The organism is Methylocaldum gracile, assembly GCF_053646815.1.
This window is the reverse complement of the sequence record NZ_CM132196.1, coordinates 1,359,060-1,373,820: the sequence shown is the minus strand read 5'-3', so window position 1 is coordinate 1,373,820 and position 14,761 is coordinate 1,359,060. Positions and strand designations below refer to the sequence as shown.

Sequence of the window (14,761 nt, the reverse complement as noted above, 5' to 3'; positions counted from 1 at the left end):
TCATGAAAGTCGGACGCGTTATCACAATTTTCGCTCTCATCCTGACCACCCTCGCGGGTGTCGGTTGCCGCCCCGCGAAAGACAACGGCGGGGACGCCCGTCACACCCGAGTCATCCACGCCGATGTCGTCGCAATCGAGCACGATATCCAGTACAACCGCTTCGGTTCCCACAACCCCTACGGCATGATTTACGCCCTTGAGCGCGATGTGGAAAGCAGCGATGGACAGCCCGAACTGCGGCCGGGCAAGGTCAGGCTGAAGTCGGTCAAGCGGGCGCGGCCTTTGGCACTTAGGGCGCACAAGGGAGACATTCTCGAAGTGACCTTCACCAATTTGCTGAGCCCCGAACGGCCCAAGCGACATCCCGACGATATCGAGGAAGAGGCGATCGAGGAAAAAAGCCATGCGGCCAACCCGGTCGTATCGGCGCATCGGACTGATTCCGACCCGTGCGCGCCAGCCGGCACACCGCCGCCGCACGGGAATACCCCAGCCACCCGCTGCGCCTCCATCGCACTTTCGGGTCTGCGGGTCGAAGCCGATGGCCACGATCCCTCCGCAACCGGTTTGCAGGGCATCCCTCCGGGGGCCACAATCACCTACCGTTGGCGCGCCGAGCGCGAGGGCACCTTTTTGTTCGCCAGTCTCGCCGCGCCGTCCGGGGGCGAAGGCGACGGCGGCTCGCTGGTACACGGCCTGTTCGGCACGGTGACGGTGGAACCGGAACACAGCACCTGGTATCGCAGCGCGGTCCGCGCCGACGAACTCAAGGAAGCGAAACGGCAGGCCAAGGCGCCCGCGCTTATAGATTATGAAGCGCTCGACGAGCACGGCGATCCCATCCTGAACCTGCTCAAGCCGCTTGGCAACGACCGGTTCGAACTGATACACAGTCCCTTGGATGCCATCATCGTCGATCACGACAGCGGCAAGAGCGGCCGCGAATTCACGGTCACCTTCCATGATGAACTGAAGACCGTCTATCCCGAGGACTTTCGCATTCTCGCCACCAACCCGCAATTGGCGGGGGTGCGAGACGGATTTGCCATCAACTACGGCGCGAGCGGCATGGGCACCATCTTGCTGGCCAACCGCCTGGGCAAAGGACCGGCCAAGGATTGCGTCGACTGCCTTTACGAAGAATTTTTCCTGCAATCCTGGGCAAACGGCGATCCCGCGCTGCTGCCTCAGTACGAGGACGATCCGTCCAACGTCCATCACAGCTATCTCGGCGATCCCGTGCTGTTCCGCAACTCGCACGCCGGCCCGAAGGAAACCCATGTGTTCCACCTGCATGCACATCAGTGGGAATCCAGTCGAAGCGGGTATTCCAATTATCTCGATTCGCAGACCATCGCGCCGCAACAAAGCTTTGCCTACGCCATCGCGCACGAGGCCAGCGGCAACCGCAATCTGGCGCCGGGCGATTCGATCTTCCACTGTCATCTCTACCCGCATTTCGCTCAGGGCATGTGGGGGTTGTGGCGCGTCCACGACGTTTTCGAGGACGGCACGCGCCGTCTGCCCGATGGAGAATGGGGACCCGGCACCGATCCGAGAACCGGCGTCGCCACGGGCGGCACCCCTATTCCGGCGGTGATTCCCTTGCCTGAGCTCGCCATCGCGCCCGCTCCGACTTATGCGGAAGATCCCGATCCGAGCAAGCGCATAGCCCAATCCTTTCCAGGCTTCCCTTTTTACATTCCCGGTCAGGCCGGACACCGTGCGCCGCAGCCTCCGCTCGACATCGTCGAAAACGGCGGTCTTGGGCGGCACCTTGTAACCGGCGGCGAGCGGGAATTCAACGGCGGGCGAACCGCCGCGGAACAGTTGGCGAACGCCGACATGACCGCGCATATCACCCGCGCGAATCTAATTCTGTTGCCCGAAGCGGGCACCGCATTGGAAAAAGCGGCGATGGCTTTCCATGAACACGCCGCCGGTTACCCGAGCCGGACGCCGGAGGGCCGGGATGCGGTATTCCGGGTCAACGGCAAAGCGCGGCGGCCCGGCGCGCCTTTCGCCGACCCGTGCGGCGAGGATCCCACGGCGCCGATTCGGCGTTACCGCGCTTCGGTGATCGATCTGGACATTCAAACCAACGAACACGGCTGGCATGACCCGCAGTCACGCATCAATGTTCTGGACCGGGACGTTGCTCGTTACGAAGGCAAAAAAACCGCCGCGGCCGAGCCATTCTTCTTCCGTGTGGAATCGGGCGAGTGCGTGGAGTTCCTGCATACCAACCGTGCCGGTGCCACGGTGAGACGCGACGATTTCCAGGTCGCCACGCCTACCGACACCATCGGTCAACACATCCATCTGGTCAAATTCGATGTCCTCGCTGCGGACGGCTCGGGCAACGGCTTCAATTACGAGGATGGCACACTGGCCTGGGAAGCGATCAAGGAGCTGTCCGAAGCCAGCCGCTTCGGCGTGGTGAAGGATCACCTCGGCCAAATCAAGCCTAAGCCTCGCGCCAAGACCAACAAGCAGGGCCGTCCGGTGTTTCAGACCACCATCCAGCGCTGGTGGGCGGATGCCCACGACCATAAGGACGGCGACGGCACGCTGGGCACGGTATTCACGCACGATCACTTCGCGCCGTCCTCGATTCAGCATCACGGGTTTTACAACGCCATGCTGGTCGAACCCAAGGGCTCGGTTTGGCGTACCCCGGACGGTACCGACATGAAAACGGGCAAGCGGCGATTACCCGGCGGAAATGAGCAAAACGTCGCCGGCGCCAGCCGCGATATTGCCTGCCGCGCCCCCGTCACCGAACCGGAGCGTACATGCCGCGAATCTTTCGCGGTCGGCTCGCGCGGCATGGTGGTCAAGGCGGAAGCCAGGGAAAAGCATCCCGACACGCGCGAATTCGCCCTGGCCATCGCCGATTTCGCGTTGCTCTACGATGCCGGGCAAACGCAAGGTCCGGCTCTGCCGGAAGGCATGGCGGGCAAGGTGAACACCACGGTGGAGGACTATTACGTCGCCTACCGCAAGCTGCACGGCTATCCCGTCGATCCGCCGGCCATGCCCGAGGCGATTTCCACCGACCACCACAATCCCTATCTGGTCAATTACAAACACGAGCCCATCCCGCTGCGTATCGGCGAACGCGACAGCCCCGCAAGCGGCAGTCATTTTTCAAAGCTCAAGCCCGGCGAATGCGCAGGGCATCTGGACGACCCCGAAAGCGCGCGCCCGGCGCTGTGTCGCCCCAGCGATCTGGCTTATGTCTTTAGCTCCTCGGCACCGCATGGCGATCCCTTCCTGAAGCCCTTCAGGGCCTATGAGGGCGACCGGGTTCAATTGCGCGTAATCCAGGGGGCGCAGGAAGTCCAGCACGGTTTCACCGTACACGGGCTGGCCTGGCGAAGGGAAGCGAAGAACCCGACTGCGCCCTGGATCAATGCCCAGGAAATCGGAATTTCCGAACATTTCGAGATGGACACGGTCAATCTGGCTAACATCGGCGCCGGACTCGGTACCGCCGACTACCTCTTCCACTTCGGCACTCAGGACGACTTGTGGAACGGCAGTTGGGGACTGTTGCGCGCTTTCGCCAGCCCTGAAGTTTTCGACCCGGCGGCATGCGAGGACGAGCATGGCGTGCTGAAAGTCGGACAAGTCGATTTGCTCGAAGCCAGCGCGCCGGACAAGGATGCGGCACAGCGCAAGCCCTTCATTGACAAACTCCGGCAGGCCGGCTGCGCCGCCCAGCCGGTCGCGCGGCAGCACCTCGACGGGCCGAACAGTTGCCCGGACGGCGGGCGTAGCGACGATCATTGCGCGCTGGCGGTTCTGGACGACAATACCGACGGCAGGATAAGCGATCCCCAAGCGGGACAATTGGTGGCCGGTGACGGTTGTCCCCGAAATGCACCTCGGTCTGAATACGCTACAGAAGCTTGGCAAGTGAAGGACCTGCTGGGCGAGAGGGGAATGCGCTACGACGATGTCCACGGCCTGGATGACCCGGACGGTCTGGTTTTCGTTCCGGCTGGCGATGTCGAAGCGATTCGCAACGGCAAGCCTTTGACGCCACTCGTGCTTCGGGTCAAGGCAGGGCATTGCGCGGTGGTGAAGCTGACCAATCACCTGGGGACGCGTCTGTCGGACCGCCCGGGCGACGCACTCATGCCGCGCATCACCCAAATCAATGTGGACGAGCACAACGAGGGCTTGCTGGACGCACCGCCGTCGAACCGTGTCTCGCTCCATCCGCAGCTGGTGGCCTTGGACGTCAATGCCGGAAACGGCGCAGTCGCGGGTTTCAACCGCATCGATAAAGCGCTGGCGGTCCCAGGCGAAACGCGAACTTACAACTGGTTCGCGGGCCGGGTGAATATCGACCGGAAGGGCGGCAAGGTCGAAAGCCTCGTCATCGAACCCTTCAATAAACCGCTCGCGGCGGGATTGAATTCCCACGGCGACGTCATCGGCCATGGCACGCACGGTCTGATCGGCGCGCTCATTATCGAACCGGCCGACGCCAAGTTGTTCGACCCCGAGGATTTTTACGTGGACTCGCGAGGCCGGCCCCACGGTACCGAAATTCCTTTCGAACGAGCCTCCGGTCTCTCGGCCGTGGTCTGGGAGGATGACACCAAGAACTATGCGCGGGAATTCGTCGTGGTCTATCAAGACGGGCTGAATCTGCACAAGAACGGACAGCCCGTTCCCGACTGCCGCATCTGCGACGATTCCTATGATCTCGGCGAGCAAGGCATCAACTACCACAGTGCGCCTTTCTGGGTGCGCATGGGACTGGATCCACACCCGAATGCGCATGGTCAGGAAACCCAGGACCTCAATGACAACGTCTTCGCGAACGACTTCTTCACCGATGATCGGCAACCCTTAGCCTTCGTCGATTTCGAAGCCAAAGCGGATGAGCGCTTGCGTTTCCACGTGGTCCATCCGGCCGGCCGCGCCCGTCAGCACAGCTTCCAACTGTACGGGCATTCGTTCAAGGACGACGTCCCGAATTTCGGTTCCCCCTGGTCGCGCTTGGTGACGCCCGGGGTGACGCTCACGGCGGAAGTCGAACGCGCGAAGCCCGGAATTTGGCTCTATCGGGACGGTCCGGCTCATCTGTTCGCCGGGGGTACCTGGGGGCGGCTGGTGGTCAGGGACTAGAGCATTTTCCGATTCGGTGTCAGAGCGCCCGATAGGTAGGTCGGCAATCCCTTCCCAATCGCAAACGGTCGCTTTAGTCGCGACCCTTCCAATCGCAAACGGTCGCTTTAGTCGCGACCCTTCCAATCGCAAACGGTCGCTTTAGTCGCGACCCTTCCAATCGCAAACGGTCGCTTTAGTCGCGACCCTTCCAACAAAATCCTTTGCCGAGCCGATAAGTCGGCAAGGGATTGCCGACCTACGTTCTTCCCGCCCGACACGAAGCCGTACACCGGGATGAAAAACGCTCTAAGGAGCGGTCGTGGCAGCGGAAAGGAGTTTGACGAAATGGCGCGGGATAGCGGCAGGATCGTGATGCATTGGCATTACCCCCTGCCGCGGAGCTTGGGAAACGGACCACCTGCGATGGCTCGGACACGGCCTTGGCGTGCTTCGGAGATAAACCTACGACTCCCCCTTCGCTGGACTTTGACTGTAAGCGAACGAGCCGTGGCAATGGAGACCCCGGCGGAGTAATTGCCGCCGGATGCGCGATTCATTGTACTTTTGACGGGAAGCGACGGCGGGGCATTCAAGCCAGTTTGCCGCGATTTCGCGGCAGGCTGCACGGATCCCGTCGTTATGTCCGCTCTGCGTACCCCCTATGGCATCCTTTTGGTCCGAAGACTCCCCCGCGCCACAAACATGAAGGCAGGAATAAGCAGTAGGCCGGCAATCCTTTGCCAATGCGCGGGTCTGTGAAGCTCGGTTTCGTCGGAAAAGGCTTCCCGGCCTGCTAACACACCGAACCGCAAAATGCTCTAAATGTCGAAATCCAGCTCGAAGCCGCCGTAGGCGAATAAAGGCATGCCGGGGCGTGGACCGTGCGGCTGTCGTGACACGATGTATTCCTCGTCCGTCGCATTCTGGACGCCTGCCAACACCTTTACGCCCTTGGTGAGTTGATAGTAGCCGGAGATATCGAGAAGGACAAAGTCGTCGGTCTTGCCGAAGCGGGCATCCGGTTGGCCTGCGCCGTTGACTTGTTCGCTGGTGTTGCTCGCGCTGGTGTATGTTTCGCCGACATAGTTAACTACGACGTCCACCCCCCAATGGTCGAAGTGCAGGCCACTGCCGAAGCTGAGCGTGTACTCGGGAATATAGGGTACGCGGTTGCCTTCCTTGCCGAAGCTGAAAATCGATTCCGGGTTGGTAGAGGCGGCATCGTTCAGCTGCACCGCGTCGGTATAAGTGAATGACAAAAAGTAAGGATTGCGGAAACCCCATGCGAAAGCGTCGCCGGCATCGAAATTCAGAGCCAGTTCGACGCCGCGGCTGTCGACTTTGCCGAAGTTTTGATTCGCATCGCTGCCGGTGCCGCCTATGCTGTCGATAACCAATAAATTCTCGAACTGCGTATAAAATCCGATAACTTCGGCGGAGAACGCACCGTGGGTATAGCGTCCACCGAGTTCATAGGCGTTACTGGTTTCTTCCTTAAGCTTGTCAACCACGGCATCCTGGGGACCTGGCGGCGAAAACCCACGATGAACACTAGTGAACATCATGAAGTCTTCGTTAAAACGATAATCGAGACTCGCGCCTCCGGCATACATATCGAGAGAGCTGCTGCCGTTATTCGCAGGCGACAGGTTGTTCTTATATGTCTGATACAAGTGCTCGTAACGGATACCCGGAGTAAAACCCCATTTCCCCCACTCGATGCGGTCCTTCAGGAAAAAGGCATAAGCATTGGTCAAGCCTTTTCTGTCGTCTTGGCTTCCCGGCGCACCGACGGTCTTGCCGATAATCGTTCCATCCGCCGCCTGGTTATAGAGAGTATCGTGCTGAAACCGGGTTTCCTGGTCCTCGTGATAACGGAATCCCCCACTGAGCTCGTGATGTGTGGCGCCTAAATCAAGACGATAATTCGCAACTGTTTCAACACCGCCCAAATAATAACTGCGGTTGTTGTCACGCACTCTCAAATTACACGCGATGTTCCCTTTCAAACAGTCGAGACCCAGACCGTTCCTGGCGCCCGCCAGGGCGGCAGATAGATCCATATTGCCCGTTACCCCGCCCCTGAGATCGTTCAACTTTTGCCAATTCCTGTTGAATTCACTGTAGTAAGCCGTCGTGACAATATCCAAATTCTCGGTCGGAGAAATGAAATAACGAGCAAATCCTCTAAAGTGCTCGGTTGCTATATTATCGAAGCGCGAGGCCGAATACCGCCGATAAGGATCTTTCCTGAAATCGTTGTCGCTCAAGCCGAGATAGGTTTCATCGGCATCCATATTCGAATAGCCGAACTTGACCTCGAGCTTTTGGTAGATATCCGTGTTGGGTTCCCAGGACAAACGCACCATCGGCTCGACCTGTTGAAATCCGGTTTCGTCGCCATTGCGGAAATCGGGTGTTTCATCAATAGTCTTGAACCCGTCCGAACCGCGGTAAAAGCCTTCTACCAAGTAACCGAAACGGCCGTTTTCCGTGCTCAAGGTATCGCCAACAAACCCGTGCGTTCTGACTTCGTTATAACTGCCGTAGAGAAATTTCAGATAGGCCTTGCCGCTGTCAGGAATCGGGGTTGACAGATAGTTGAGCACCCCGCCGGTGATATGCGGGCCGTATTTGATTTGACTCGAGCCTTTCAAGACCTCAATGCCGCTCATGCGTCCGGCAGCGGGTGAAAAATAAGCGGCGGGTGCGGAATAAGGCGCCGGCGCGGTCAAGACACCGTCCTCCATCACGGTAATCTTGGCACTTCGGGTCGTGTCGACGCCGCGGAAACTGATGTTGGGAAATAATCCGAAACCATCCTCCTCCCGGATGTTGACGCCGGGCACGCGACGTAAAATGCGGTTGACGTCGCTGTAACTTTGATCGCGAATTTCCGAAGTGTCGATGTATTGCGCTGAAGCCGGCATATCCCTGGCTTGCTCCTCGCTGCCTACGACCTGGATCGTGCCGAGGCTTGCCGGTGGCGCAGCTTGATCATCTGCCTGAACCTGTGACGCCAGGTTCACCGAAAGACAGGCCAATGACAATGGCCCAACGATTCGCTTGGATAGCAACATACCTTCCCCCAAAGGTTTTAATCAGTGCCTGCGCTAAGAAACTCGCTTAAACGGCATGGCTTCACTGTATATCTAAGATTAATGATAATCAATCTCTTTTTGAGAACTATTACGACGTTGAACAGTAAATCATTTCTGATCGGAGAAGGGGGCTTTTTCCGGCCTCGTTCCTCAATCGGCACACGCGCGGGCTATGCTGAAACTCGGCAAGTTGTCGGGAGCAAACCGTCTCGCCGTGCGGGCCTGGTGCTGTGGTAAATTGACGATCGGCTGCTTTCTAAAAGTAACGATCCACCGGCAAAGCCGGTGGCTTTCGACGGCTGGCCCCTCAAAGGGGCCTGACCGCCATCGGGCAAAAGCCATGTCGTCACCCCGGCAGGGAAGGGGTCGACTAAAGGCCCGTTTGCGATTGGAGTGCCGGGGTCCAGTGACCACGGATGGTTTCGACCATTCACAATCCCTGTGAACTGGATTCATGCCGGGCGATCCTGCCCGGCACCCTTCGGGCGCGATGCGTGCAAACCGGCTGTCCTGCCGGTTTGTCCGGCACAAATTTGCCCGGAGCAAATTTGGACGTGCGCAGCACGGTCCGAAGGACGAACCCCAAGGACGGGGTGAGCAATCCCTGCCGGAAGGGGCGTTCTGGCGCTCCCAGAACGCCCGTTTGCGATTGGAATGACGGCCCAGCGAAATTGGGACAATACCTGACTCCCGGAAATGTCAAACTCTGCGAGTCCCCCGACAGAGCCGCACTGCCGTTAAGTTAAGACGAATGACGTCACCCCGGCAGGGAATGCCGGGGTCCAGACGCCAAGGACGGCAAAGGCCTCTCACTTCCTTGTGCACTGGATTTCGGCAATCCCTGCCGGAATGACGGCTTAACTTAATGGCATTGCGGCAGAGCCGGGGGTTTTCCCGCGATAAATAAACAAACAATGAATACCGTGTCTCGACACCTGCCGGAAAACCTTACGTGCGCCTGATCGGTTTTTTGTTGATGCCCGCCCTGCTTGGCGCGTGCGGTGGGGACAGGGAAAAAACCGTTCTCGAATTCTGGGCCATGGGGCAAGAAGGCGAGGTGGTTCAGTCTCTGATGCCCGAATTCGAGCGGCTCCATCCGGAACTCCAAGTCAAGGTTCAGCAAATTCCCTGGAGCGCGGCTCACGAAAAGCTGTTGACCGCCTATGCGGGCGACGCGATGCCCGATGTCTTTCAGTTGGGCAATACCTGGATTCCGGAATTCGTCGTTCTGAAAGCCGTCGACAGTCTTGACAATAGGCTGACGGCCCAACAACGGGAGGATTATTTCGAGGGCATCATCGAAACCAACGAAATCGACGGACGGCTTCACGGTCTGCCTTGGTATGTCGATACCCGCCTGCTCTTCTACCGTACCGATATTCTGGTCAAGGCCGGTTTTTCGGCGCCGCCCAAGACCTGGAACGAATGGCTCGCGGCGATGGCGGCAATCGCGGCGTTGCCCGGTGGAGACCGCTACGGGCTGCTCTTGCCCATGAACGAATGGCAGGTCCCGGTGATCCTCGCGCTGCAAATGGGGTCAGAACTGCTCCGCGACGAGGCCCGGTTCGGCAATTTCCGGAGCGATGCCTTTCGCCAGGCTTTTCGTTTTTATCTCGACATCTTCCGCCGGGGGTATGCACCCGCCGTATCGGAAGCCCAGATCGCCAATCTTTATCAGGAATTCGCCAGCGGCTATTTCGCGATGTATGTCACCGGGCCCTGGAATATCGTCGAGTTCGAACACCGGCTTCCGAAGTCCATGCAAGGCCGGTGGGCCACCGCGCCGATGCCGGCTCCCGATGAGAGTTATCCCGGCGTTTCACTGGCCGGCGGCGCCAGTCTCGCGATCGCCCGAAGTTCCAGCCGTAAAGATCAAGCCTGGAAGCTGATCGAATTTCTCTCCGAACCCGAACAACAGCTTGCCTTTTACCGTCTGACCGGCGACCTCCCCGCCCGCCGCTCCGCCTGGCTGCACCCCGATCTGGCCACAGCGACTCGCACGCAGGCCTTCAAGACGCAGTTGGAGCGGGTGGTGTCCACGCCGAAAATTCCCGAATGGGAACGCATCGCCAGCAAAATCGCCCATTACACGGAAAAAGCGGTGCGCGGCGAATTGACCGAGGAGCAAGCCTTAGCTGCCCTGGACAAGGACGTGGACCGGATTCTCGAAAAGCGTCGCTGGCTGTTGCGGAAACGGGCGCCATGAAAACCCCGCTGTTACCGGCGAATACCGCCTTCTGGTTCCTTGCGCCGGCCTTGATCCTGATCGTCGTCTTCTTTTTCCTGCCGGTCGCGGCGTCGCTGCTGCTCAGCTTTACCGATTTCGACATCTACGCCCTCGGCGACCACGAACGGCTGCGCTTTGTGGCGCTCGACAACTATCTTCGGTTGCTCGGCGACCCCTTGTTCTGGACCGCGCTCAAGAACACCCTGTATTTCGTGCTTGTAGGCGGCCCGTTGTCGGTGGCCGTGTCGCTGGGCGCGGCGCTTTTGGTCAACCACCGCCTGGTCCGGTTCAAGGGACTGTTCCGCTCGCTGCTGTTCCTGCCGGTCGTCACCACCCTGGTGGCGATAGCCGTGGTCTGGCGCTATCTCTACCATCCCCGCTACGGCTTCTTGAATTATCTGCTCGGACTGCTCGGGCTCGATACCGTCGACTGGCTGGGCGACCCCGACTGGGCCATGCCGGCCATCATCCTGATGGCGATCTGGAAGAATTTCGGCTTCAACATGATCATCTTCATCGCCGGGCTGCAAAGCATTCCGGTCCGTTTGTACGAAGCCGCGGTGATCGACGGCGCGAGCACCTGGCGCCAATTCCGCCACATCACCTTGCCCATGCTGGCGCCGACCTTCGTCTTCGTCACCGTCATCACGATGATCGGCTACTTCCAGCTTTTCGCCGAACCTTACGTGATGACCCAGGGCGGTCCCGCCAACAGCACCCTGAGCGTGGCGCTCCTGATGTTCCAGGAAGGTTTTCGCTGGTGGAATCTCGGCTACGCGGCGGCGGTGGCCTTCACGTTGTTTCTCATCATTCTGACGGGGACAGTGTTGCAGTTGAGATTGAGGCGACGGGAAATCTGACAGTGGCCGTATTTTCCGAAAAACCGATCAAGACACTGCTGCTTCACCTCGCGCTGATCGCGGCGGTGATCGCGACTCTGTTCCCGCTGTTCTGGATGGTTTCCGTGTCCTTGATGTCTTCGGCCGAGGCGAACCGGTTCCCGCCTCCGCTGCTGCCGGCAGCGCCGACGCTGGAACATTACCGGATGCTGTTCTCCCGCTTGAATCTCGCCGCCTATCTCCTGAACAGCACGCTGATCGCCACATCGGTCACCGTGCTCTCCCTGCTGCTCAATTCCATGGCGGGCTACGCCTTCGCCAAGCTGCGGTTCAAGGGACGCGACCGCCTGTTTCGTCTGCTTCTGGCCTCCATGGTGATTCCGGCGCAGGTCGCCATGCTGCCCCTGTTCCTGATGCTTAAAGAGATGGGGCTGGTGAATACTTACAGCGGCGTGATCGTACCCGGCATGGCGAGCATTTTCGGCATTTTTCTGATCCGGCAGTATGCGCTGTCGATTCCGGACAGCCTGCTGGATGCCGCCCGCATCGACGGCGCCGGCGAATTCAGGATTTACCGGACCCTGGTACTGCCTCTGTGCAAGCCGATCCTGGTCACCCTGGCCATCTTCACCTTCATGGGCACCTGGAACGACTTCATGTGGCCGCTCATCATCCTGACCGACAGCGATCTTTACACGCTGCCGGTCGCTCTCGCCAACCTGCTCGGCGAACACGTGCAAGACGCCGAACTGATGATGGCCGGCTCGGTGCTCACCGTGCTGCCGGTGATCATCCTGTTTCTCGTCCTCCAGAAGTACTACATCGAAGGACTGGTATTGGGAAGCGTCAAGGAATGACCTTGCGCCGTACGCCCTCGTGCGGCGTCAAACCGGCTAAGAGCGGTCAGGAAAGGCTCGGAAGTCTAGTTTGAATCCCGCCTGCACCACTCTCGGCGAACCCGGCAATATGCTGCGGGTGCGATCCACGATGTAGTTCTGGTCAAAGAGGTTTTTCACGCTGACGAACACGTCGGTGTTCAAGGGCTTGATCCGATACGTGGCCGCGAGCTTGACGATGGCGCAGTCCTCGATCTTGCCGAACTGCCCGCTCGGACTGGGCGTTCCATCGGGATTGACCCGCCCTTCTGCATTGTGGACATCGCTGAACTGATCGGCCATGAACACCGTTTTCCAAGTGGAATTGGAAAAAGCGCAAAGACCGGAGCCGCATGCTTTTACCCCTTGCCGGGACAATTGCGTTCCAGATCTCGAATGACGGTCTCGAGCGTCTCCACCGCCCACTCGACTTCCTTGCGTTCGATGACCAGAGGCGGTGCGAATCGGATGACGGTTTGATGGGTCTCGCGGGTCAGAATCCCATGTTCCATCAGTCTCATACAGAACTCGCGGCCGGAGAAACCTGAGTTAAGTTCCAGACCGATGAACAAACCTTTGCCGCGGACCTCGCGAATCAGAGGGCTCCTCAAAGCGCGCAGCCCTTCGAGAAAATAGGCGCCGAGCTCGTCCGAGCGCTCGGCCAACCCTTCCTCGACGATCACATTGAGCGCCTCCAGCCCGACCGCCGCGGCCAGAGGATTGCCGCCGAAGGTGCTGCCGTGATGGCCCGGGCCGAAAACGCCCATCACCTCGCGACTCGCCAGAAATGCCGACACCGGCAGCAGACCGCCTCCCAACGCCTTGCCGAGAATCAGGCCGTCGGGTTTCACGCCTTCATGCTCGGAAGCCAGGAATTTGCCGGTTCGGCCCAGCCCGGTCTGAACCTCGTCGCACAGCAGCAAAACCTTCCGCTCCCGGCAAATCCGGGCGCATTCGGCGAGATAACCCGCCGGCGGGACGACAATGCCGCCCTCTCCCTGGACCGGCTCGACCAGAAACGCCGCCGTGTTCTCGGTAATCGCATCGGCCAAGGCCGCGGAATCGCCGTACGGAATCAGTTTCAAGCCCGGCGGAAACGGCCCGAAGCCTTCGCGGTAGCCGGGCTCGGATGAGAGGCCGACGATCGCGATGGTCCGCCCGTGGAAATTGCCTCGACAGGCGATGATTTCGGCGCTGTCGGGAGCCACGCCCTTGACTTGATACGCCCACTTGCGGGCGGCTTTCAGCGCGGTCTCCACGCCTTCGGCGCCGGTGTTCATCGGCAGCGCCATGTCCTGTCCGGTCAGTTCGCAAGCCCTCTTGAGGAAAGGCGCGAGCCGGTCGCTGTGAAAGGCCCGCGAGGTGATGGCCAGCCGCTTCGCCTGCTCGGTCAAGGTTCGGATCAGGCGCGGATGGGCATGACCATGGCTTGCGGCGGAATAGGCGCCCATCATGTCCAGATAGCGTTTCCCTTCGACGTCCCAAAGGTAGACGCCTTGTCCTCGGGTCAAAACCACCGGCAAGGTGTCGTAGTTGTGCGCGCCATAGCGTTCGGTGATGCTCAGAACGTCTTCCGCTCGCGCGGTTCGCTCGGGAACCACGGCAGCCAGCAAGAGATCGCTGGCCAGATAGACCGTGGCACGGTTCCTATCACGGGGCGCGTCGAATTCCACGATTTCGATGCCGAGAAAATCCGGGTTGCCCTGGAGCATGGCCAAAGCGCTGATCATTTCCTCGCCGGAAATGCCGCCCGCCACCGGCGTCGTGACCCCAGGCGCGTCCTTCGGATCGATGGCGTCGAGATCGAGGGTGACGCCGAAGCCGGCCGTATCGGATTGGACGATCGACAACGCTTCCTCCATGACATTGTTCAGGCCGCGCCGAAGGACTTCGCCCAAATAGAAGATCCGGACGCCGAGCCTTTCCAGCAAAGCTTGCTCGGCCGGCTCGAAGCTATGGACGCCGATCAGGCAAACATGCCGGGGAAACAGCTTTGGGCTGAATCCGCCCAAATTCACCAGAGACGGTTCGCCGAAACCGAGGAGGCACGCGAGAGGCATGCCATGCAATGCGCCGCTGGGGCTCGTCTCCGGCACATGGCTGTCCATGTGGGCGTCGATCCAGATCAGCCCCAAAGGGCCTCGTTCGGCCAAAGCCGCCGCCGCACCAGTCCAGGAGCCTATGGCACAAGAATGGTCATCCCCCAATACGGCGAAAAATTCGCCGGCTCTCAGGGCGCTCTCGGTTTCCTGTGCCGCTCGTTCGCAGAGATCCGCCACCTTGGGCACCTTGTCCAGTATTCGGTGCGGATGGAGAATCGTTTGCCAGTTGGCTGGAACGCCCCGGCTCCTCAGCCTCCGATCCAAGCCCAGAAGGCGCAAGGATTCCGGCCCCGTTTCGGCGTCGCGGTCGAAGGCCACGCCGATCAGTCGTATCGGTTTTAAGGTTTTGTCGTCCATGAGAGATGATCCGGAAAGCATTGGAATAGCCTCCAATCTATCACACTCATGCCACTTCCCCTTAGAGACGATTTGCTGCACTCTGTTCCTTGTCGGAGACGCCCGCTGCGGCTTCCGCCATGGAACTATCA

General features: G+C 59.8%; 7 protein-coding genes. 4 read left to right on the top strand and 3 right to left on the bottom strand.

Features of this window, described 5'->3' with window-relative positions; all coding sequences use genetic code 11:
- Nucleotides 1–2: 2 nt before the first annotated feature.
- Nucleotides 3–5,147 carry a hypothetical protein gene (locus tag ACWJJK_RS06060; RefSeq protein ID WP_454128756.1) on the top strand — a complete coding sequence of 1,715 codons (5,145 nt, stop codon included), beginning with the start codon at nt 3–5 and terminating at the stop codon, nt 5,145–5,147.
- Between the two features lie 800 nt (nt 5,148–5,947).
- Here ACWJJK_RS06060 and ACWJJK_RS06055 read toward each other — a convergent pair.
- On the bottom strand, nt 5,948–8,209 hold the full coding sequence (locus tag ACWJJK_RS06055) for a TonB-dependent receptor family protein (protein ID WP_454128755.1): 2,262 nt from the start codon (nt 8,207–8,209) through the stop codon (nt 5,948–5,950).
- 973 nt (nt 8,210–9,182) lie between these two features.
- Here ACWJJK_RS06055 and ACWJJK_RS06050 point away from each other — a divergent pair.
- From ACWJJK_RS06050 to ACWJJK_RS06040, 3 genes are read left to right on the top strand one after another with little or no spacing between them, the layout of a single operon-like run.
- Entirely contained in the window at nt 9,183–10,436 is a 1,254-nt protein-coding gene (locus ACWJJK_RS06050) for a sugar ABC transporter substrate-binding protein (protein WP_210023862.1), read from the top strand.
- Entirely contained in the window at nt 10,433–11,317 is an 885-nt protein-coding gene (locus tag ACWJJK_RS06045; RefSeq protein ID WP_077728877.1) for a carbohydrate ABC transporter permease, read from the top strand. Before ACWJJK_RS06050 ends, ACWJJK_RS06045 begins: the two co-directional genes overlap by 4 nt.
- A gap of 2 nt (nt 11,318–11,319) precedes the next feature.
- Nucleotides 11,320–12,153: a carbohydrate ABC transporter permease gene (locus ACWJJK_RS06040; protein WP_240502409.1), complete on the top strand. Its 834-nt coding sequence runs from the start codon at nt 11,320–11,322 to the stop codon at nt 12,151–12,153.
- A 36-nt stretch (nt 12,154–12,189) separates the two neighbouring features.
- On the opposite strand, the gene ACWJJK_RS06035 is transcribed toward ACWJJK_RS06040, so the two are convergent.
- A complete protein-coding gene (locus tag ACWJJK_RS06035) occupies nt 12,190–12,474 on the bottom strand; it encodes a hypothetical protein (protein WP_210023861.1) in 285 nt (94 codons plus the stop codon).
- A 56-nt stretch (nt 12,475–12,530) separates the two neighbouring features.
- On the bottom strand, nt 12,531–14,630 hold the full coding sequence (gene rocD / locus ACWJJK_RS06030; RefSeq protein ID WP_454128754.1) for an ornithine--oxo-acid transaminase: 2,100 nt from the start codon (nt 14,628–14,630) through the stop codon (nt 12,531–12,533).
- Nucleotides 14,631–14,761: the final 131 nt, after the last annotated feature.

Coding starts and splice junctions, on each gene's coding strand:
- ACWJJK_RS06060 (WP_454128756.1), top strand. CDS start 3: ATGAAAGTCGGACGCGTTATCACAATTTTCGCTCTCATCCTGACCACC.
- ACWJJK_RS06055 (WP_454128755.1), bottom strand. CDS start 8,209: ATGTTGCTATCCAAGCGAATCGTTGGGCCATTGTCATTGGCCTGTCTT.
- ACWJJK_RS06045 (WP_077728877.1), top strand. CDS start 10,433: ATGAAAACCCCGCTGTTACCGGCGAATACCGCCTTCTGGTTCCTTGCG.
- ACWJJK_RS06035 (WP_210023861.1), bottom strand. CDS start 12,474: ATGGCCGATCAGTTCAGCGATGTCCACAATGCAGAAGGGCGGGTCAAT.
- rocD (WP_454128754.1), bottom strand. CDS start 14,630: ATGGACGACAAAACCTTAAAACCGATACGACTGATCGGCGTGGCCTTC.